Origin of the sequence: Spirillospora sp. CA-142024 (assembly GCF_050942325.1) — a bacterium.
GTDB lineage: Bacteria > Actinomycetota > Actinomycetes > Streptosporangiales > Streptosporangiaceae > Spirillospora.
Map to the genome: position 1 here is coordinate 3,157,011 of NZ_CP192077.1, position 19,053 is coordinate 3,176,063.

A 19,053-nucleotide genomic window follows, 5' to 3' on the forward strand; every position below is an offset into this window, starting at 1 on the left:
AGTTCTCGCCCGTCCCGGTACGCGGCCGGTGCGGCTGGTAAGCGCGGCTAGTACGTGCGGCGGATGTGGAAACCCCAGCCGCCCTGCTGGAGGGTCTCCTCGCGGACGAAGTCCTGGGACTTCATGCGGCACCAGGCGGGGACGTCCGTGCGGGCGGCGGCGTCGTCGGCGAGGACGGCGACGACCTGCCCGACCGGGACCTCCCGGATCCGTTCCGCGAGCATGATGATCGGGATGGGGCACTTGCGGCCGAGCGCGTCGATGACGAGCACGGGCGGCGGGCCGTCCGGCTCCGCCGGGCGCGCCGCGTCGCCGGGCGGCGGGCCGGTCTTGGCGCGGCCTCGGAACCTCATGGGCTCGACCGCCTCCCTGTCTCGAAGGTGTTCATCGTCGTCCGGCGGAGGCGGGCGACGACATCGGGGAGCGCGGCGAGGAACCGTCCGACGTCCTCCGAACCGACGCCACGCGGCAGCGATACCCGCACGTTCCCATGGGTAATCACTCCCATCGCCTCTAGCACGTGGCTTGGACGCAGCGTATCCGCCGTGCACGAGCTGCCGGACGAAACCGCGAAACCCAGCCGGTCGAGTTCGGTGAGCAGCGCTTCGCCCGCCACGTACAGGCAGGAGAACGTCACCAGGTGCGGCAGCCGCCGGACCGGGTCGCCCACCACCTCGACGTCGGGCACGGTACGTGGGACCTCCGCCCGGATGTGGTCCACCAGGGCGGAGAGGCGCGGCGCGTCCGCCGCCATGTCGGCGCGGTAGGCCTCCAGCGCGGCCGCCGCCGCCACGATGGCCGGAACGTTCTCGAACCCTGGGACGCGGCGCGCCTCCCGCTCGTCGGCGGGCAGCGGCGACCGCCAGCGGGTGCCCTTGCGGACGGCGAGCACGCCGACGCCGGCGGGGCCGCCCCACTTGTGGGCGCTGCCGGCGAGGAGCGACCAGCCGCCCGGGACCTCCGCCCGGCCCAGCGACTGCGCCGCGTCCACGAACAGCGGGACCCGGACGGCACGGCAGCCCTCCGCCACCTCGGCGACGGGCTGGACCGTGCCGACCTCGTGGTTGGCCGACTGCAGGCACGCCAGCGCCGTGTCGGAGCGCAGCGCGGCGACGAACTCCGCCGGGTCGACGCGGCCCGTCCGGTCGACGCCGACGACGGTGACCTCACCGCCGTCCTGTTCGTGCCGTTCGGCGGCGTGCAGCACGCTGGAGTGCTCCACCGCGCTCACCACGAGGTGCCGCCCGGTGCGGCGGCGCGCCTGGAGCCCCCCGAGGACCGCCAGGTGCACCGCCTGGGTGCCCGAGGAGGTGAACGACACCTCGCCCGGACGGGCGCCCAGGACACCGGCGACACGCGCGCGGGCCCGGTCGAGCAGGACGCGGGTGCCGCGGGCCGTCCCGTACAGCCGGGCGGGATCGGCCCAGGCCGCGTCCAGCGCCTCCAGCAGCGCGGACCGGGCCGCGGGATGCGGCGGCTCGGTGGACGCGGCGTCGAAATAGCCGCCCGGTGCGCTCGATGGGGCCACGCGAAAACACTAACCGGGCACCCGATCGGGGGTTCGCGCGACCCTCACGCTAGGGTGTCCACCACACGTGTGAAGACTGATCTCACCGCCCGGTAGACCGGGCTTTCATCTGTGGGGAAGGCATTCCGTGAGTCCGACCCGCTCTAGGGAGCGGCGTACGCCTGTGCGCAGTCGCCGCGCATTGAAAAGCGCCGGCGCGCTAGGCCTGCTGGCGCTGTCCGCGACCGCGTGCAGCGGCAGCCGCCTGGGCATGCCCGAGCCGATCAGCGTCCAGGGCGAGCGCATGCTGAAGCTCTGGCAGGGCTCCTGGATCGCGGCGTTCGCGGTCGGGGCCGTCGTCTGGGGCCTCATCATCTGGGCGGTGCTGTTCCACCGCAAGCGCTCCGACGACCTGCCGCCGCAGGTCCGCTACAACATGCCGATCGAGATCCTCTATACGGCGGTCCCGTTCGTCATCATCGCGGTCCTGTTCTACTTCACCGCCCGGGACGAGAACTTCGTCGAGAAGACCACCAAGAACCCCCAGGTGGTCGTCGACGTGACCGCGTTCCAGTGGAGCTGGCAGTTCGACTACAAGGAGAAGAACACCACGGGCAAGGAGCAGACGGTCGCCTCCGTCGTCGGCCAGCCCGTCGCTCCGAACGGGCCCGCGCCGGCCAAGCCGGTCATGACGATCCCCTCGGGTGAGACGGTCCGCGTGCGGCTCCACTCCAACGACGTCATCCACTCGTTCTGGGTTCCGGCACTGATCTACAAGAAGGACGTCATGCCGGGCTACACCAACGAGTTCGAGTTCACGGCGAACAAGACCGGCACGTACGAGGGCCGCTGCGCCGAGCTCTGCGGCGTGGACCACAGCCGGATGCTGTTCCAGCTCAAGGTCGTGACGCCCCAGCAGTACGACAGGTTCATCGCCGATTCGAAGCAAGCACTGGCCGCGGGAGGTGCCAAGTGACCGCGACAAGTCACGCACCGAGCGCGTCGATCGCCGCGCCGCGGACGAGCAAGGGGCGCATCATCGCCTCCTGGATGTCGTCCACCGACCACAAGGTGATCGGCTACCTCTACCTGATCACCTCGTTCCTGATGTTCCTGTTCGGCGGCGTCCTCGCGCTGGTCATGCGTGCGGAGCTGTTCAGGCCGGGGCTGCAGTTCGTCAGCAACGAGCAGTTCAACCAGCTGTTCACCATGCACGGCACGATCATGCTGCTGATGTTCGCGACGCCGCTGTTCGCGGGCTTCACCAACGTCATCATGCCGCTGCAGATCGGCGCGCCCGACGTGGCGTTCCCCCGGCTGAACATGCTGGCGTACTGGCTGTTCCTGTTCGGCAGCCTGATCGTCATCGCGGGCTTCCTGACCCCGGGCGGCGCGGCCAGCTTCGGCTGGTTCGCCTACGCCCCGCTGTCGGACGCGGTCCGGTCCCCGGGCGTCGGCGGCGACATGTGGGTGATCGGCCTGGCCATGTCGGGCTTCGGCACCATCATGGGCGCGGTCAACTTCATCACCACCATCCTGTGCATGCGGGCGCCGGGCATGACCATGTTCCGGATGCCGATCTTCACGTGGAACGTCCTGCTGACGTCCATCCTCGTGCTGCTGGCGTTCCCGGTGCTCGCCGCCGCGCTGCTGGCGCTGGAGGCCGACCGCAAGCTCGGCGCGCACATCTTCGACGCCGCGCACGGGGGCGCGCTGCTCTGGCAGCACCTGTTCTGGTTCTTCGGGCATCCGGAGGTCTACATCATCGCGTTGCCGTTCTTCGGCATCGTGACCGAGATCCTCCCGGTGTTCAGCCGCAAGCCCGTCTTCGGCTACATCGGGCTGGTGTTCGCGACCATCAGCATCGCGGGCCTGTCCGTCACCGTGTGGGCGCACCACATGTTCGTCACCGGCCAGGTGCTGCTGCCGTTCTTCTCCTTCATGACGTTCCTCATCGCCGTGCCCACGGGGGTGAAGTTCTTCAACTGGGTGGGGACGATCTGGCGAGGGCAGCTGACGTTCGAGTCGCCGATGCTGTGGTCGCTGGGCTTCCTCGTGACGTTCCTGTTCGGCGGGCTGACCGGCGTCATCCTGGCGTCGCCGCCGATGGACTTCCAGCTGTCGGACTCCTACTTCGTGGTGGCGCACTTCCACTACGTCGTCTTCGGCACCGTGGTGTTCGCGATGTTCGCCGGCTTCTACTTCTGGTGGCCGAAGTGGACCGGCAAGATGCTGAACGACACCCTCGGCAAGATCCACTTCTGGATGCTGTTCATCGGCTTTCACGGGACGTTCCTGATCCAGCACTGGCTGGGCGCCGCGGGCATGCCGCGCCGGTACGCCGACTACGCCAGCGAGTTCCAAGGGATGAACGAGGTTTCCACCGTCTTCTCGTTCCTCCTCGGCGCCTCCGTGCTGCCGTTCTTCTACAACGTCTACATCACGTGGAAGCGGGGCAAGCGCGTCGAGGTCGACGACCCGTGGGGCTACGGCGCCTCCCTGGAGTGGGCGACGTCCTGCCCGCCGCCGAGGCACAACTTCAACTCGATCCCGAAGATCCGTTCCGAGCGGCCGGCGTTCGACCTGCACCACCCGCACGTGGGTGCCAAGGGCGAGCTGGCCGGGACGAAGGGGGAGTAGCCGATGCGCGTCCAGGCGTTCATGTTCTACGGGTGCGCGGTCTTCTTCCTCGCCACCGACGTCGTGTACTGGCTCTGGTCCAAGGACTGGACGGGCACGACGGCGCTCGCGCTCGCGGTGGGCCTCGCCGGGCTCATCGGGTTCTACGTCCACTTCACCGTCCGGCGCCTTGAGCGCGCCAACGCGGGGCCGCTGTACGAGGACGACCCGGAGGGCGAGATCGCGGACGCGGCGGGCGAGCTGGGCTTCTTCAGCCCGCACAGCTGGTGGCCGCTGTTCGTGGCCCTGTCGGCCACGGCCGTGGCGCTCGGCATCGTGTTCGGCTGGTGGCTGGTCATTCTCGGCGTGTCCGCCGCAATTCTCACGACGATCGGTCTGGTCTTCGAGTACTACCGGGGTCATTTCGCCCACTGATCAGTAAAAGAACCCCATCGGGGGCCGGTGTCCGCTTTTTTGCGGGTACCGGCCCTTTCACATACTGGGCGCCGTTCCAGCGACCGGGCTGGGCAGGCGGACCGATCGCCCAGGAGGACGACCGGGGGGTCCACATGCGGGTGAGTGGCTCACGACCGGGAGACCGGGGACGGCGCGCCGCCGCCGTCCTCGTCGGCGCCAGCGTGGTCGCGGGCGCCGCGGCGTGTTCGGAGGACAGCGCACCGGACGGCGCGGAAGCCGTGAAGCTGGCGGTGTCGCCGGGCGGAGGCGGCGGGAAGCTGCGCCCGGACAGCCCCATCGCCGTCGAGGCGCAGAGCGGCACGATCGAGAACGTGCGGGTGTCGGCGAACAGGGGCGAGGTCGAGGGCGACCTGAACGCCGACCGGACGCGATGGCGGTCCCGGTGGACGCTCGAACCGGGAACGACGTACACCGTCGACGCCACGGCCCTCGGGAAGGACGGCCGGACCAGTACCGTCCGCAGCGCCTTCTCCACGGCCGGGGTGCGGAAGACGAACAAGGTCATGATCGAGGCGCCGTACAACAAGGAGACCGTCGGCGTCGGCATTCCGATCATCATGCGCTTCGCCCGCCGGGTGAAGGACAGGGCGGCGGTCGAGCGGGCCCTCGAGGTCACCGCGGACCGGACGGTCGAGGGCGCCTGGCGCTGGTTCGGCGACCAGGAGGTCGTGTTCCGGACGAAGAAGTACTGGCCGGCGCACACGAAGGTGTCGTTCAAGGCCCATCTCGCCGGTGTGCGCACCGGTACGGGCGTCTACGGCGGCAAGAACTACGGCGTCGCCTTCAAGATCGGGGACTCGCACGTGTCCACGGCCGGCGAGGACAGCCACAAAATGGTGGTGAAGATCAACGGCAAGAAGGCCCGCACCATTCCGACGAGCATGGGCCGGGGCGGTTCCCGCATGTTCACCACCACCAACGGTGTCCATCTGGCGATGGACAAACAGGACCCCACGGTCATGACGTCGGGCTGGATGGGCTGCGGCCCCGGCTGCCCCGGGTACTACAGCCTGACCGTCTACAAGGCGGTGCGGATCTCCAATAGCGGCGAGTTCGTCCACAGCGCGCCCTGGTCGGTCGGCAGCCAGGGCTCCGTGAACGTCAGCCACGGCTGCATCAACATCAGCCCTTCCAACGCCAATTGGTTCTACAAGATGTCCCTGCGGGGCGACCCGGTGAGGGTGACGGGGAGCAGCCGGGAGCTGGAGCCGGAGAACGGCTGGGGCTACTGGCAGGTGAAATGGAACGACTGGGTGAAGGGCAGCGCGCTGAAGCGGTCGGTGACGACGGCCCCGCACGTGGACGCCGCGACGCTGTCCGCGCAGCAGAAGCAGCAGGGCGCCAAGCCCAAGGCCCCGGAGAAGCAGCGGGCGGAGGGCAACTGAGTCATCGCGACGCCGTGGGGCGCCGGGCGTCCCACGGCGCCGCGACGGGGTCAGCGCAGCGGCGGGGGGACCTCCACGCGGTGCATGCGGGCCCAGTCGCGGGCCATGGCGATCCTGTCAGGGCCCGAGGGGTGCGTGAGCCACAGCAGGTACTCCATGGCGTCGGGGCTCAGGTCGGAGATGTTGCGCACCGACAGCTCGTGCTGCATCGACACGAACGTCGACGGGTCGCGGGTGAGGTTCAGCGCGTGCGCGTCGGCGCGGGCCTCGATGCGGCGGCTCACGAGGTTCTGGACGGGCGCCGCGAGCGTCGTCCCGGCCGTCACCAGCGCGAGGAGGAGCGCGACGGACCGCGGGTCGGCCGCGCCGCCGCCGCGTGCGGGTTCCGGGCCGCCGCCCGGGTCGAGCCCGGCGCGCCGCAGGAGGCGCGGAGACGTCATCAGGAGGTAGAGCAGGCACAGCGCCCCGGAGATGCCCAGCGCGCCCACGAGCGTGCCCCACAGGACGTCGTTGCGCTTGGCGTGGCCCAGCTCGTGCCCGACGATCGACTCGACCTGCGGGCGCGGCGACTTGAGCAGCGTGTCGTACAGGACGATGCGGCGCGTGGAGCCGAATCCGGACACGTAGGCGTTGAGCGACGTCGTCCTGCGGGACGCGTCGGCGACGAGGACGTCCTTGACGGGCACCCCGTCCCGGGCGGCCATCTCCAGCAGTTCGGTGCGCAGCTGCCCCTGCGGCAGCGAGTGGAACTTGTTGAACAGCGGCTCGACGGCGATCGGGTAGATGAACGAGACGAGGACGACGAGGACGAACCCGCCCGCGGCGGCGCCGGTCCACCAGTAGCGCGGGAAGCGGCGGACGAGGGCGTAGAGGAGCAGCAGCGCGATCGCGTACATCACCCAGGTGACGCCGAGGGACTTCAGCTGGTCCACAAGCCATGCGGGCCAGCTCTGCGTCGAGAGCCCGTACCGGCGCAGCACCGACTCGCTCCAGATGTCGAACGGCAGTCCGGCGATGCGCAGCAGCGTGGTCAGCGCCAGCGAGGCGACGATGACGCGGAGCCACCGGGGGCGGGGGCGGGCGGTGACCCAGCCCAGGAGACGGGCGCCCAGCGGGGTGAGGCCGAGGACGAGGATGAGCACGAGGCCGACGGCGAGTCCCGCGTAGGCGGGCGGGTTGACGGCCGAGTCGAACGCTTTGGAGCGGGCGATCTCGGCGGGGGTGAAGTCCAGGGCGGGGTCGGCCTTCACATGCCCGCCGGGGACGTGCCCGGGCAGCGGGTTCCACGGGGTGGTCAGGGCCAGGACGGCCGCGACCCCGGCGAAGAGCACGGCGGCGGAGAGGGCGGCGGCGATCCGGGGCCGCCGTGTCCGGTCCGGCCCGGACGGCGCCCGCGCCGTGGTGTCGGCGCGGCTCTGGCCGGCCTCCGTCTCGCTCATCCGAGCTCCTTCTTCACATAGTCACGCCACATGGCGGTGAAGCGGTCCCGGGTGAGGCCCAGCACGTCGCGCAGCGCGGTGGCCTCCGGGACGCGCCCGGCGGCCCGGTACAGCCGCACGAGCGTCGCCTCACCGTACCGGTCGGCCACCATCCGGCAGGCGAGCCATGCCTCCTGGTACGCCTGGGAGAGGCGCGGGGAGCCGCCGGCGAACTCGGCGGCGGCCGGGAGCGCGGACGGCACCCGCCCGGCGGCGACCTCGCGGTGCAGCTCGCCCGCCGCGGACCGGACGCCGATCTTGACGCGCCGGTAGCCGACATAGTCCGCGAAGCCCTCGATCAGCCACAGCGGGGTCCGCCGGTCCCGGGCGCCGCCCGTGGCGACGTGGGTGAGCTCGTGCGTCAGGACGACGTCGCGGCCGAGCTCGTTGAGGCGGCCGAACGTGCCGGGGGAGATGATGACGCGGTCCTCGCCGCGGCCGCCCGCGGCCGAAGGCGCCCCGGAGGGTGCGGGGGATCCTCCTCCCGCGGACCGCGCCGGCGGCGCGACGGTGGCGAGCGCGGCGATCTCGCCGAGGCTTTGCCCGGGGCCGGCGAGCGCGGAGGCGAGGCTCGCGTCGGCGGGGACGAGCGCGACGACCCGCTGCGCCCAACCCTTCCCGACGACGCCCGTGACGACCGGGACGGCGGCGTCCAGCCGCGCGGCGATGCCGTCGAGTCCGGCGGCGTCGCCGATGACGAGGCCGGCGCGCCCCCTGACTACGGTCAGGGGGCCGGCGTCCCAGATGTCGGCGTCGTCGGTGAGCCCGTGGGAGGTCCCGTCGCCGGCGATCGTCCAGGTCCCGGCGCGCGGGGTCAGCGTGAGGTAACGGGTGCGGCCCACATAGCCCTTGTCGAAGCCATGCAGCCGGTAGCGCATCTCGACGCGGACGACGGCGCTCTTCCCGTCCATGGCCTGGGTGGCGAGAAGCCGTTCCTGCCAGCCCTCCAGCGGAAGCTTCCGGAGGTTGTCGTACATGCGGGACTGGGCGTCCTGGAAGGCGGGAGGGGCGTCGCCCACCGTGGCGAGGAACGCCATGCGGTCGCCGTTCCGGACGGCGCGGGCCCGGTTGGCGAGGACGGTGGCGGCCCCCTCCGGGCTGATCGTCCCCGCGGCCCGGGAGGTGCGGGCGCCGGACGCGCCCGCAGACGCGGTCCCGCTCCCGGCGGACCGCGAGCCGAGCAGGGCGGCGCCTCCGGCGAGCAGCACGGCGGCCCCGCCCGCGCCCAGGGCGAGCACCCTGCGCCGCGTCACGGGGCCGTCCTGCCCACCGTCCGGCACGGCGTTTTCCAGCGCCGCGTCGTCCGGCACGGCGTCGTCCGGAACGGGGGCGTCCTGCACAGAGCCGTCCTGCCCGGGACCGTCCTTCATGGGCGCGATCCTATGCAGCCGGCGGGGGAGGCGGCGGCATCACGGCTTGTAGTCGGGGTAGCCGTAGCCGACGACGTCTCCGGTCGGGCGTTCCTTGATCTTGACGGCGTTGCCGGTGTTGCCCTCGACGGTCTCGACGGTGCCGTCGTCCACCTTCTTGATCACCATGCCGACGTGCCGGATGTCGTCGACGGACTTGCCGCCGTCCCAGGCATAGAAGACGATCGCGCCGGGCTTCGGCTCGGTCCCCCAGCGGCCGTTGTCCTGGAACCAGCGCGCGTGCGCGATCGTCCAGGCGTCGCTGCCGATCTGGTCGCTGAAGCCGATCTGGTCGCCGACCCAGGAGACGAACATGTCGCACCAGTTCGCGTCGCTGTAGCCGCTGAGGGAGCCGCCGTCGCGCGCGAGCGTCTGCCGCGCCCGGGAGGTGCCCATGTACCACTTCTGGAACTTGGTCTCGCCGCCGCCGTCCTCTCCGACGCCCACCTGGGACCGGGCGAGCTCGATGGCCTGCGCGGCGGTGGGGCGCGACTTCGACGACCTCCCGGACGGCTTCTTCGGCCGGCCTCTCGGCGCGTCCTTGCCGCGGGACGTCCTGGGCCCGTCCTTGGACGTGCTCTCGGACGAGCTCTTGGACGAGCCGCCGTGCGTCTTCTTCCCGGCGGTCAGGTCGGCCGCCGCGGACGCCGCGGGGCCGGAACCGAACGGCAGGACCGACGCCTGCGCGGTCGCGGCGGCGGTGCCGAGCACGGCGGCGCCGACGATGACGCCGCCGGTCGTCCGCCACGTGATGGACAGGGAGTGCGGCTTCCGGTGCTTGCCCGGGAGCTTCTTGCGGTGCGTGCGTGGCACGGGGGGTTCTCCTCGGCTTCCATGCCGCCTACCGGGTTAGCTGACGGGTTCGGGCATGGAAGGCGCCCTACGGCCCGCGGACAGGCCGATTCACCCCGAAAAAGGACACAGTGGGTCCCCGGCTCCGCGCCCGCCGCGCATGCGCGCAGGACGGTCCGCGGACTCGGCGGTGACGTGCACGGGGCACGCCGGTTCGGATGGGGGGCTCGGCGGGCGGGGGCGCCCGCGGAGCGCAGGGGGTGGTGGGGCGTGGCCGCACGATGGGCGGCCACGCCCAGGTAACGCTGCGGAATTCACTCCTTCGCTTCTTCCAGACGCCTACCGGGTTAGCTGACGGGTTCGGGCGTGGAAGTGGCCCTACGGCGGGCTCTCACCGGAACGGGGCCGGGAGAGACGCACCGATTCACCCCGGGTGCCGGAACCACCCGTCCAGGGAGGTTCCCCGGACTCCGGCCGATGTGGGTCCCCGGTTCCGCGCTGAGGCGGACTCGGCGCTGCCGCTGCGATCCTGGGGGCGAGATGGGGCCCGGCGCGGGACCTGTCTCCCGCGTGCGAAAGAGCGGCGCCTGTGTTGTGTGCGGACGGCTCCCAGTCCCGGGGCCCGTCCGGGGCCTGACCCGTGATCGCCGCCGTGGCAGCGCTCTCAGCGCCATGCACGCTGCGGGCGTGCGCACGGTGGGCCGGGCCGGCCATGGGTCTGCGTGCAGACCCGTGCGGCACTCTCCGGTGCCGCGGGACGGCACGTGGATCGCACCGTCCTCGGGGGGAGCGGCGCGTGGCTCGCGCCGCCGTCACGCGGCCGCTGGATGCGCCGCGTGTGACCGAAGCGCCTGGTGGGCGCCGCGGGACCATGGCGCATGGAGAGCGCCGTGAGTGGTGACAAGGTACCAAAGCCCCAACAGAAGGCAAACCCCCCCAAAATCAACAACGGACCAGGTCAAGCCCGGTCCGTTGTCGATGGAAGCCCCGCGCGGGGCCGCGGTGAGCGTCAGGGACGCCCGGCGCCGTAGTAGCTGCCGTGGCCGTCGACGGACGAGATCTTCACGACGTCGCCGGTGTGCGGGGCGTGGATCATCTGCCCGTTGCCGATGTACATGCCGACGTGGCCGAGGCCGCTGAAGAACACCAGGTCGCCGGGCTGAAGGTCCGCCTTGTCGACCCGCTTGGTGGCCGCGAACTGGGAGTTGGTGGTGCGGGTGATGTTGACGCCCGCGGCGGCCCACGCCTTCATCGTCAGGCCGGAGCAGTCGTAGGTGCTCGGGCCGGTGGCGCCGTACTCGTACGGCTTGCCCTTCTGGGCGAAGGCGAAGTTGAGCGCCACACGGGCCGGGCCGCTGGCCGGGCCGTTGTAGCTGCCGCCGGTGGGGCCCGAGCCGCTGGGCGTCCCGCCGCCGAGCCGGCCCACCAGAGCCTTCTGCTTGGCGACCTGCTTGTCGAGCTCCTGCTTCTGCTTCTTCAGGTCGCCCTGCTTCGACTTCACCTCGTTGTAGGCGGTCTTGGCCTGGGCCTGCTCGCGGCGGAGCCGCTGGGCGGTCGCGAGGAACTGGGTGAGCTGGGAGCTGCGCTCCTGAGACAGGTGGGAGAAGACGGCGGCCTGGTCCAGGATCGCCTGCGGGTCGTTGCTGCCGACGAAACCCGTCACGTCCGTCGAGTCGCCGTTCTTGTAGGCGGCGGCCGCCATCTTGGCGATCGCGGAGCGCTGCTCCTCGAAGGTCGCCTGCTCCTGCTTGCTCGCCTTGGTCGCCGCGTCGAGCTTCTTCTTGGCGACCTTGAGCTTCTCCATGTTCTGGTTGTACTGCTCGACCTTCTGGTCCATCAGGTCGTTGAGCTTGTCGAGCTTCTTCTGGGCCTGGGCCCTGGTCGGCTTGGGCTCCGCGTGCGCCACCACCGGGGCGGAGGCCAGGGAGACCGTCACGGTCAGGCAGGCGACGGCCGCCAGGCGACGGGAGACGCCTCGGGTCGCCGAGCCGCCCCTCCGGTCACGCTCCTGCGCTCTTTCCCCGATGAGATCATTGGCCACGGTCGGTCTCGCCCCTCTCGTCCACGACGTCAGCGGACGACACTAGCGACGGGCAACAGCTGCCACAACCGATTCGTCACTCTTTGATTGACATCCTTGGACATTGTCCACTTTTCGTGACGTCATGATCACTTAATGCGAGGCTTCCCTTATGACAGCCTTATGGGGGTCTTATGACCGGCGGCCCCAGGGCCGGCTCTAGGACCGGCCCAGCCGGCGCAGCAGGAGCGAGGACGGGCAGGGGCGCGCGTTGGCGCGCCGCGCCGCGTCGGCGACCTCCCGGTCGGACGACACCACCACGACGGACCGGCCCGGCGGCTCCGCCCGCACCAGCTCGCCGATCAGCTCGTCCGCGGTCTGCCCGGGCCGGCTGAACAGCACCCGGACGCCGCGCGGCGCGGCGATGGCCACCGGCGCGTCCAGCTCCGCGCCGTCGAACACGCACGTCACCTCGGCGCGCGTCTGCGCGGCCAGGCCGCCGAGCCCGGACAGCAGCCGGTTGCGCTGATCCGACAACGGCAGCTCGCCGTACCCGGTCTTCGTCACGTTGTAGCCGTCCACCACCAGATGCACCTGCGGCAGCGTGAGCAGCCGGTCGAGCAGCTGCGGATCGCTGTCGGACAACGCCCGGCCGGGGAGCGCGCGATGCGCCGGCCGGTCCGGCTCCGCCCCGCCGACCGCGTCCGCGGGGCGGCCGATCGTGGAGGGCAGGGCAAGCTCGCGGCGGACGCCCTGCGCCGCGTCCATGAGCGCGTCGAGCAGCATCCGCAGCCGGACGTCGTCGACGTTGCGCCCCTCGCGCGCGGCCCGCTTGGCGGCCTCCGCGGCGGCCTCCGCCTGCACGGCGCGGGCCCGCAGCCTGCGCAGCTCCTTCTCGGACGCGGCGGTCGACTCGCGCGCGGCGGCGAGCTCCCGCTCGGCCTCCGCCGCGACCGCGCCGGCGCGCTCCTCCGCCGCCCGGTAACGGGTGCGCGCCTCGTGCAGCTTACGGCGCAGCTCCGCCACCTCCGCCTTGGTCTCGCGCAGCTCGCCCCGCAGCTTGTCCAGCTCGGCGCCGCGGGCGGAGCGGGTGGCGGCCAGCTCCTCCTTCAGCGCGGCGACGCGGCGCTCGGCCGCCTCCTCCTCGGACGCGGTCGCGGAGCGTTCCAGCTCCTCGCGGGCGGCCTCGACGAGCTCCGTCCAGCCCGCGGGGCGCAGCAGGTAGGCCAGCACCGCGACGCGGACCGGGTCGGCGGCCGGCGGCACGTCCCCGCCCTCGACCGCCTCCACCAGGTCGGCCTGCGCCGCGCGGAGCGGCTCGGCGACCCGCCGGCGGAACCCCGCGTCCTTCTCCAGCACCGCCGCGATGTGCTGGCCCGCGAGCTTGGCGCGCTTGCGGCGCTCGAACCGCGCGAACCGGCGCAGCGGCACGGGGACCTCGTCCGGGGGCAGCGACCCGATCAGCTCGGCGGCGACCTCCACCACGCCCTGCCGCACCGCCTCGGGCAGCGGGCGGCCGAGCTTCTCCGCGGACTCCGCGCCGCCGGGGGTCGCTTCGGGGCCGCTGTCGATGATCCCGCTCCTTCCGGGCTGCGCCGCCGGTGGGCTGTGTGTTCCCGAGCGCTCTGCGCCTTAACCAGGGCGAACGTCGTGATCGGACGGTTCGCGCCGGGTTCCCCATGCCGCCCCGTGGCCCCCGCCCGGCGGGACGTGCCGGCGCACCCCAACCCTAGCGGCCCGGGGTTCTGTCGGTGGGGTCCTCTACGGTCGCGCACATGACGGCTGCGCACGGTGTCCAAGGGGCCGGTGTACAGGGAACCCTGGACGACCTCGGCACCCCGCTCAGCGAGGTCACCTTCGTGGTGGTCGATCTGGAGACGACGGGCGGCTCGGCCGCCGACTCGGCCATCACCGAGATCGGGGCGGTCAAGGTGCGCGGGGGAGAGGAACTCGGCGAGCTCGGCACGCTGGTCGATCCGGGCGGGCCCGTCCCGCCGTTCATCACCGCGCTGACCGGCATCACCACGGCGATGGTGACCGCCGCGCCGCGCATCGAGTCGGTGCTGCCGGCGTTCCTGGAGTTCGCCCGCGGCTGCGTGCTGGTGGCGCACAACGCCTCGTTCGACATCGGCTTCCTCAAGGCCGCGTGCGCCGCGAACGGCTACGCCTGGCCCGCGTTCCCCGTCGTCGACACCGTGGACCTGGCGCGGCGCGTGCTGTCCCGTGACGAGGTGCCCAACTGCAAGCTCGGCACGCTGGCCCGCTTCTTCCGGACGTCCAACGAGCCGACGCACCGGGCCCTCGCCGACGCCCGCGCCACCGTCGAGGTCCTGCACGGCCTGATCGAGCGGATCGGCTCGTTCGGCGTCACCTCGCTGGAGGAGATGCGCGGCTTCGCCAAGGCCCCCACCCCCGAGCAGCGCCGCAAGCGCCACCTCGCCGACGACGTCCCGTCCACCCCGGGCGTGTACCTGTTCGAAGACCACGAAGGCGAGGTGCTGTACGTCGGCAAGAGCGGCGACCTGCGCTCGCGCGTCCGCAGCTACTTCACCGGCTCCGAGACGCGGTGGCGGGTCCGCGAGATGGTCGGCCTCGCCGAGAACGTCCGGACGATCGTGTGCGCCACCGGGCTGGAGGCCGAGGTCCGCGAACTGCGGCTCATCGCCGAGCACAAGCCGCGCTACAACCGCCGCTCCAAGTTCCCCGAGCGGGCGATCTGGCTGAAGCTCACGGTGGAGCCGTTCCCCCGGCTGTCCATAGTCCGGGAGTGCCGCGCCGACGGCGCCCGCTACCTCGGGCCGATCTCGTCGCGCCGGCAGGCCGAGGAGGCGCGCGCCGCGCTGCACGAGGCCGTCCCGCTGCGGCAGTGCACCCAGCGGCTGACGCTCCGGTTGATCGAGCGCGGCAAGACGCGCGCGTGCGCGCTCGCCGAGATAGGCCGCTGCGGCGCGCCCTGCGACGGCCGCGAGTCCGCCGACGCGTACGCCGTGCACGCCGGGACGGCCCGCTCGATCATGGAGGGCGACGTCCGTCCCGTGGTGGCCGCCGCGCAGGTGCGCATCGACCGGCTGGCGTCCGAGCTGCGCTACGAGGAGGCGGCCGCCCAGCGCGACCGGCTCGCCGCGTTCGTCCGCGCCGCCGCGCGCGGGCAGCGGCTCGCCGCGCTGGCCCGGCTGCCCGAGCTGGTGGCGGCCCGGCCCGCGTTCGACGGCGGGTGGGAGCTGTCGGTGGTGCGGTACGGCCGGCTCGCCGCCGCCGGGACCGTCCCCCCGAACGCGCGGCCCCGGCCCTATGTCGACGCCCTGATCGCGACGGCCGAGACGGTGTTCCCGCCGTCGGGCGAGGCGCCCGGCGGCGTCGCGCTCGGCGCGCCCCCCTCGGCGGGCGCCACCGCCGAGGAGATGGAGTGCGTGCTGCGCTGGCTCGACCTGCCGGGCGTCCGCCTGGTCGAGGTCGACGGCCCGTGGACGTGCCCCGTGCACGGCGCCGAGGGCCTCCGCGAGTGGATCGACAAGGCCTACGAGAGGCCGTTCGAGCGGCGGGAGGCGTCCCACTCCAGGCCCGGCCGCCCACTAAGGTGACGACGTGGCCCTGCCTCTCTATGACAGCCAGCCGGCGCGGCGCGTCCCCTGGGTGACCTACCTGCTGATCGCCGTCAACGTGGTGGTCTTCCTGCTCACCCCGATGTCGAACTTCTCCGCCTGGTACGGCGAGGGCAAGGTCCGCGAGTGCAAGGCCGCCGAGTTCACGTTCGAGTACGGCGCGGTGCCGAAGGAGCTGACGACCGGCGACCGGCAGCCGCTGCCGGCCGACGTCGTGCACGACTGCGGGCCCGCGAGCTACGGCAAGTCCCCCTGGACGTCGGCGTTCACCTCGATGTTCCTGCACTCCGGCGCGCTGCACCTGCTGGGCAACCTGGTCTTCCTGTTCGTCGTCGGCATGGGCGTGGAGGACCGGCTCGGCCGCTGGCGCTACCTGCTCGCCTATCTCGCGTTCGGGCTGGTCGCCGTCTACGGGTTCGCGTGGACCTCGCCCGACTCCACCGTCCCGCTCATCGGCGCGTCCGGGGCGATCGCCGGGGTGATGGGCGCCTACGTGATCCTCAACCCGCGGGGCCGCGTGGTCAGCTGGGTGCCGCCGGTCATCGTGATCCGGCTGCCGGTGTGGGTGGTGCTCGGGTACTGGTTCGTCCTGCAGTGGCTGTCGCTGGGCGACGAGAAGAGCAACGTCGCCTACACCGCGCACATCTACGGCTTCGTCGCCGGCGTCCTGTTCGCGGTCCTCGCCCGCCGGGCCGGCCCCGCCCGGCGCCTCGCGGCCCTGAGCCGCGGCTGAGCGGATCTCGCGGGCGCCGGGGGTCGTCCCCTCAGAATGACGCGAGCGGGCCCCGGTAGGGTCGGAGTGTCCGACTCCCAGGGGAGGGTGAAGTGGTCACTGCGATCGTGTTCGTCAAGGCCGACGTCGCGCGCATCCACGAGGTGGCCGAGACGATCGCCGCGCTGGACGGCGTGAGCGAGGTGTACTCCATCACCGGCGACCACGACCTCATGGCGATGGTCCGGGTGCGCCGCCACGAGGAACTGAACGACGTCATCCCGGGCCGCCTCAACAAGGTCCCCGGCATCGTCGGCACCGAGACCCACATCGCGTTCCGCACCTACTCCCAGCACGACCTGGAACAAGCCTTCGCCTTGGGCCTCCCGGACGCCGACTGACGCGCGTACCTCAGCCACCTCCTCGGCCGTCAACGACCTCGAGGCGTGCGATCGCCGCGTCGCCCGCCGAAGGAGGGCCTCTAGGGTCCGACGCCAAGGGTTACGCAATGAACACCGTCGCCGCAGGCGTGGCCGGGGGTGCCGCGGTAGACGGCACCGGGGGGCCAGCTGGCGCTGTTGGACGCCATGACGCGGCCGGGGGCGTTGACGACGAACGCGGGGGCGGGGATCTCCCGCAGCGCCGGGACGACCTCGTTCTCGAACGTCCGGGCGAACACGTCGGCGGCGGCGACGCCGACGAACGTCCCGGCGACGTGCACCGGCACCGACAGCGTGAGGACGTACTCGTCGCTGCACAGGTAGTCGACGTACGGGCCGCAGACGGTCTTCTCCGCGCCGCCCTCCGGGCCGGTGAACCACTCCCAGCGCGTGTAGTCGTACAGGGCGCTGCTCTCGGGGTTCAGGTCGCGCAGCAGCTGGGCCGGGCGGCCGGCCGGGCCGGTCTGCCACCACTCCAGGTACCAGGCGGCGTCGGCGAGCAGCCCGGGTGCGGCGATGAACCCGAGGCCGCAGATGAGCGGGCCGAGGCGCGCGAACAGCAGCGGGCGGAGCCGTTCGAGGTCGGCGCGGACGGGCGCGCGGCCGGTGCGCCGGACGTCCTCCAGGCCGCGGGCCGTCGCATCGCGCACCTGGGCCACGGTCGTGAAGACGCCGTCCAGGGTGGCGCGGACGTGCGCGGCCGCCGCGCCGACGGCCGGGGGCTCGGCGAGCATGGGTCCCCCTCGGGTCTCAGAGTGCGAGCCGTCGTTCAATCAGACGTTCTACCGCATTTAAGACGTGACTTTCAGCCACATCGCGAGCTCGGGCGTCGTCTGCGCCCTCGATCGCGTCCACGATCCCGGCGTGCTCGGCGTCGACGCGGCCGCGCCGGTCGGGCAGGTCGTGCACGGCCCAGATGAGCGGCCCGATCTCGGCCTGCAGCCGGATCTCCTCCCTGGTGAGCCGCCCGGACTGGGACGCGGCGGCGACCTCCAGGTGGAGCCGGCCGTCCAGCCGGCACATGCCCTCGCCCGGCTCGGTCCCCGCCATCTCCTCCAGGGACCGGTGCAGCCGCCGGACGTCGCCGGGCAGCGACCGCGCCGCGGCGAGCCGCGCGGCGGCGCCGGCGATGGCGGCGTAGTGGTCGCCGAGGTCGCGGAGCTCTTCAGCGCTGAGCGAACGCAGCCGCTCGTCGAGGTCGAACTGCCTGGCGGGAGCCCTGACGAAGCTGCCGCCGCCGCGCCCGCGGCGGGTCTCGATGAGGCCCTGCTGACGCAAGGCCATCAGCGCTTCGCGTAGTGTGACCGTTGATACACCGAGATGTCCCGCCAGGTCGGTCTCGCTCGGCAAATGCTCGCCGTCGCCGAGGAGACCGAGCGCGATCGCGTCGCTGAGCCGCCGGACGACCGCGTGCACCCGCGCGGTGTTGTCGACCGGAGCGAACACGACGCGGTGCGCGCTTTCCATGGGCCCCCTCCCGGTATTGACACAGTGATACCGGAACATCACTTGAACTGAAACCTATGACTCCATATGTTTTCGTGTCATGCCGGCTTCAGCGGTGAGGATCCGCGATCTGCGCAAGACCTTCGGCACCGTCGAGGCGGTGGCGGGCGTCGACCTCGACATCGGGGACGGCGAGTTCTTCTCGATGCTCGGCCCGTCCGGGTCCGGGAAGACGACCGTGCTGCGGCTCATCGCGGGCTTCGAGCGGCCCACGTCCGGGACGGTCGAGCTCGGCGGCAGGGACGTGACGGGGCTCGCCCCGTTCGACCGCGACGTCAACACCGTCTTCCAGGACTACGCGCTCTTCCCGCACATGGACGTGCTCCGCAACGTGGAGTACGGCCTGAGGGTGCGGCGGGTGCCGAAGGCCAAGCGCCGTGAGCGGGCGCTGGAGGCGCTGCACAGCGTCCGGCTCGACGGCCTCGGGTCGCGCCGTCCCGGCGAGCTGTCGGGCGGCCAGCGCCAGCGGGTCGCGCTCGCCCGGGCCCTGGTGAACGAGCCGAAGGTGCTGCTGCTGGACGAGCCGCTCGGCGCGCTCGACCTGAAGCTGCGCGAGGAGATGCAGGTCGAGCTGAAGAGCATCCAGCGGCGGGTCGGCATCACGTTCGTGTTCGTCACCCACGACCAGGAGGAGGCGCTGACCCTCAGCGACCGGGTCGCCGTGCTCGACCGCGGCCGGGTCCAGCAGGTCGGCACGCCCGCCGAGGTGTACGAGCGTCCCGCGACCGAGTTCGTCGCGGGCTTCGTGGGGACCTCCAACCGGATCGGCGACGTCTGCGTCCGGCCGGAGAAGATCCACGTCGACACCGGGGACGGCGCGGACACGGCGGGCGGGCCGGGCACGGGGGACCGGCAGGCGCTCGGGACGGTCGCCGAGGTCGTCTACGCGGGCGCGGTGACCCGGTTCGTCATCGATCTGGAGTCGGGGGACCGGGTCGTGGCGCTGCAGCAGAACCTGCGCACCTCCTCAATGGACGTGATGGGCCACCGCGGCGCGCGCGTCCGGATCAGCTGGCACGAAGCACACGAGTTCCATGTCTCGGGCACCGGCCCCGCGCCGGCGCCCGCTTCCTGAACCAACCCCGCAAGAACCTCCGAAACCCCCG

General features: G+C 72.0%; 17 protein-coding genes and 2 riboswitches. Of the genes, 8 read left to right on the forward strand and 9 right to left on the reverse strand.

What is annotated here, in order from left to right:
* Positions 1–47: 47 nt before the first annotated feature.
* Positions 48–353: a sulfurtransferase TusA family protein gene (locus tag ACQPZP_RS15350; protein ID WP_433478283.1), complete on the reverse strand. Its 306-nt coding sequence runs from the start codon at positions 351–353 to the stop codon at positions 48–50.
* Positions 350–1,528: a cysteine desulfurase family protein gene (locus ACQPZP_RS15355; RefSeq protein WP_433478284.1), complete on the reverse strand. Its 1,179-nt coding sequence runs from the start codon at positions 1,526–1,528 to the stop codon at positions 350–352. Before ACQPZP_RS15355 ends, ACQPZP_RS15350 begins: the two co-directional genes overlap by 4 nt.
* Before the next feature lie 163 nt (positions 1,529–1,691).
* Between ACQPZP_RS15355 and ctaC the strand changes: the two genes are divergently transcribed.
* From ctaC to ACQPZP_RS15375, 4 genes are all read left to right on the forward strand, one after another.
* Positions 1,692–2,483 carry an aa3-type cytochrome oxidase subunit II gene (gene ctaC / locus ACQPZP_RS15360; protein WP_433478285.1) on the forward strand — a complete coding sequence of 264 codons (792 nt, stop codon included), beginning with the start codon at positions 1,692–1,694 and terminating at the stop codon, positions 2,481–2,483.
* On the forward strand, positions 2,480–4,147 hold the full coding sequence (gene ctaD / locus ACQPZP_RS15365; protein WP_433478286.1) for an aa3-type cytochrome oxidase subunit I: 1,668 nt from the start codon (positions 2,480–2,482) through the stop codon (positions 4,145–4,147). Before ctaC ends, ctaD begins: the two co-directional genes overlap by 4 nt.
* 3 nt (positions 4,148–4,150) lie before the next feature.
* Entirely contained in the window at positions 4,151–4,561 is a 411-nt protein-coding gene (locus tag ACQPZP_RS15370; RefSeq protein WP_433468435.1) for a cytochrome c oxidase subunit 4, read from the forward strand.
* Positions 4,562–4,701: 140 nt separating this feature from the next.
* Positions 4,702–5,988, forward strand: a complete 1,287-nt coding sequence (locus tag ACQPZP_RS15375) for an Ig-like domain-containing protein (RefSeq protein ID WP_433478287.1) — start codon at positions 4,702–4,704, stop codon at positions 5,986–5,988.
* A gap of 50 nt (positions 5,989–6,038) precedes the next feature.
* Here the strand turns inward: ACQPZP_RS15375 and ACQPZP_RS15380 are convergent, their stop codons facing one another.
* The 5 genes from ACQPZP_RS15380 to ACQPZP_RS15400 form a co-directional block, all read right to left on the reverse strand.
* Positions 6,039–7,427: a M48 family metallopeptidase gene (locus ACQPZP_RS15380; protein ID WP_433478288.1), complete on the reverse strand. Its 1,389-nt coding sequence runs from the start codon at positions 7,425–7,427 to the stop codon at positions 6,039–6,041.
* Complete coding sequence (locus tag ACQPZP_RS15385; protein ID WP_433478289.1) at positions 7,424–8,836, reverse strand: hypothetical protein; 1,413 nt, start codon at positions 8,834–8,836, stop codon at positions 7,424–7,426. Before ACQPZP_RS15385 ends, ACQPZP_RS15380 begins: the two co-directional genes overlap by 4 nt.
* Before the next feature lie 39 nt (positions 8,837–8,875).
* On the reverse strand, positions 8,876–9,688 hold the full coding sequence (locus tag ACQPZP_RS15390) for a CHAP domain-containing protein (protein WP_433478290.1): 813 nt from the start codon (positions 9,686–9,688) through the stop codon (positions 8,876–8,878).
* 9 nt (positions 9,689–9,697) lie between these two features.
* Positions 9,698–9,867, reverse strand: a riboswitch (cyclic di-AMP (ydaO/yuaA leader).
* A 121-nt stretch (positions 9,868–9,988) separates the two neighbouring features.
* A riboswitch (cyclic di-AMP (ydaO/yuaA leader) is annotated at positions 9,989–10,192 on the reverse strand.
* 484 nt (positions 10,193–10,676) lie between these two features.
* Positions 10,677–11,708 carry an NlpC/P60 family protein gene (locus ACQPZP_RS15395; protein WP_433478291.1) on the reverse strand — a complete coding sequence of 344 codons (1,032 nt, stop codon included), beginning with the start codon at positions 11,706–11,708 and terminating at the stop codon, positions 10,677–10,679.
* 198 nt (positions 11,709–11,906) lie between these two features.
* The gene (locus tag ACQPZP_RS15400; protein ID WP_433478292.1) at positions 11,907–13,172 is read right to left on the reverse strand and encodes an NYN domain-containing protein; all 1,266 of its coding nucleotides are present in this window, start codon (positions 13,170–13,172) and stop codon (positions 11,907–11,909) included.
* Positions 13,173–13,462: 290 nt separating this feature from the next.
* On the opposite strand from ACQPZP_RS15400, the gene ACQPZP_RS15405 reads away from it, so the two are divergent.
* The 3 genes from ACQPZP_RS15405 to ACQPZP_RS15415 all read left to right on the forward strand — a co-directional run bounded on the left by ACQPZP_RS15405 (position 13,463) and on the right by ACQPZP_RS15415 (position 16,402).
* Complete coding sequence (locus ACQPZP_RS15405) at positions 13,463–15,268, forward strand: DEDD exonuclease domain-containing protein (RefSeq protein WP_433478293.1); 1,806 nt, start codon at positions 13,463–13,465, stop codon at positions 15,266–15,268.
* Between the two features lie 4 nt (positions 15,269–15,272).
* On the forward strand, positions 15,273–16,022 hold the full coding sequence (locus ACQPZP_RS15410) for a rhomboid family intramembrane serine protease (RefSeq protein ID WP_433478294.1): 750 nt from the start codon (positions 15,273–15,275) through the stop codon (positions 16,020–16,022).
* 92 nt (positions 16,023–16,114) lie between these two features.
* Positions 16,115–16,402 (forward strand): Lrp/AsnC family transcriptional regulator, encoded by a 288-nt coding sequence (locus ACQPZP_RS15415; RefSeq protein WP_132199018.1) that lies wholly within the window; start codon positions 16,115–16,117, stop codon positions 16,400–16,402.
* A gap of 80 nt (positions 16,403–16,482) precedes the next feature.
* Here the strand turns inward: ACQPZP_RS15415 and ACQPZP_RS15420 are convergent, their stop codons facing one another.
* On the reverse strand, positions 16,483–17,175 hold the full coding sequence (locus tag ACQPZP_RS15420) for a cache domain-containing protein (protein ID WP_433478295.1): 693 nt from the start codon (positions 17,173–17,175) through the stop codon (positions 16,483–16,485).
* Positions 17,176–17,191: 16 nt separating this feature from the next.
* On the reverse strand, positions 17,192–17,908 hold the full coding sequence (locus ACQPZP_RS15425) for a FadR/GntR family transcriptional regulator (protein ID WP_433478296.1): 717 nt from the start codon (positions 17,906–17,908) through the stop codon (positions 17,192–17,194).
* A 79-nt stretch (positions 17,909–17,987) separates the two neighbouring features.
* On the opposite strand from ACQPZP_RS15425, the gene ACQPZP_RS15430 reads away from it, so the two are divergent.
* On the forward strand, positions 17,988–19,022 hold the full coding sequence (locus ACQPZP_RS15430; RefSeq protein WP_433478297.1) for an ABC transporter ATP-binding protein: 1,035 nt from the start codon (positions 17,988–17,990) through the stop codon (positions 19,020–19,022).
* Positions 19,023–19,053 lie beyond the last annotated feature (31 nt).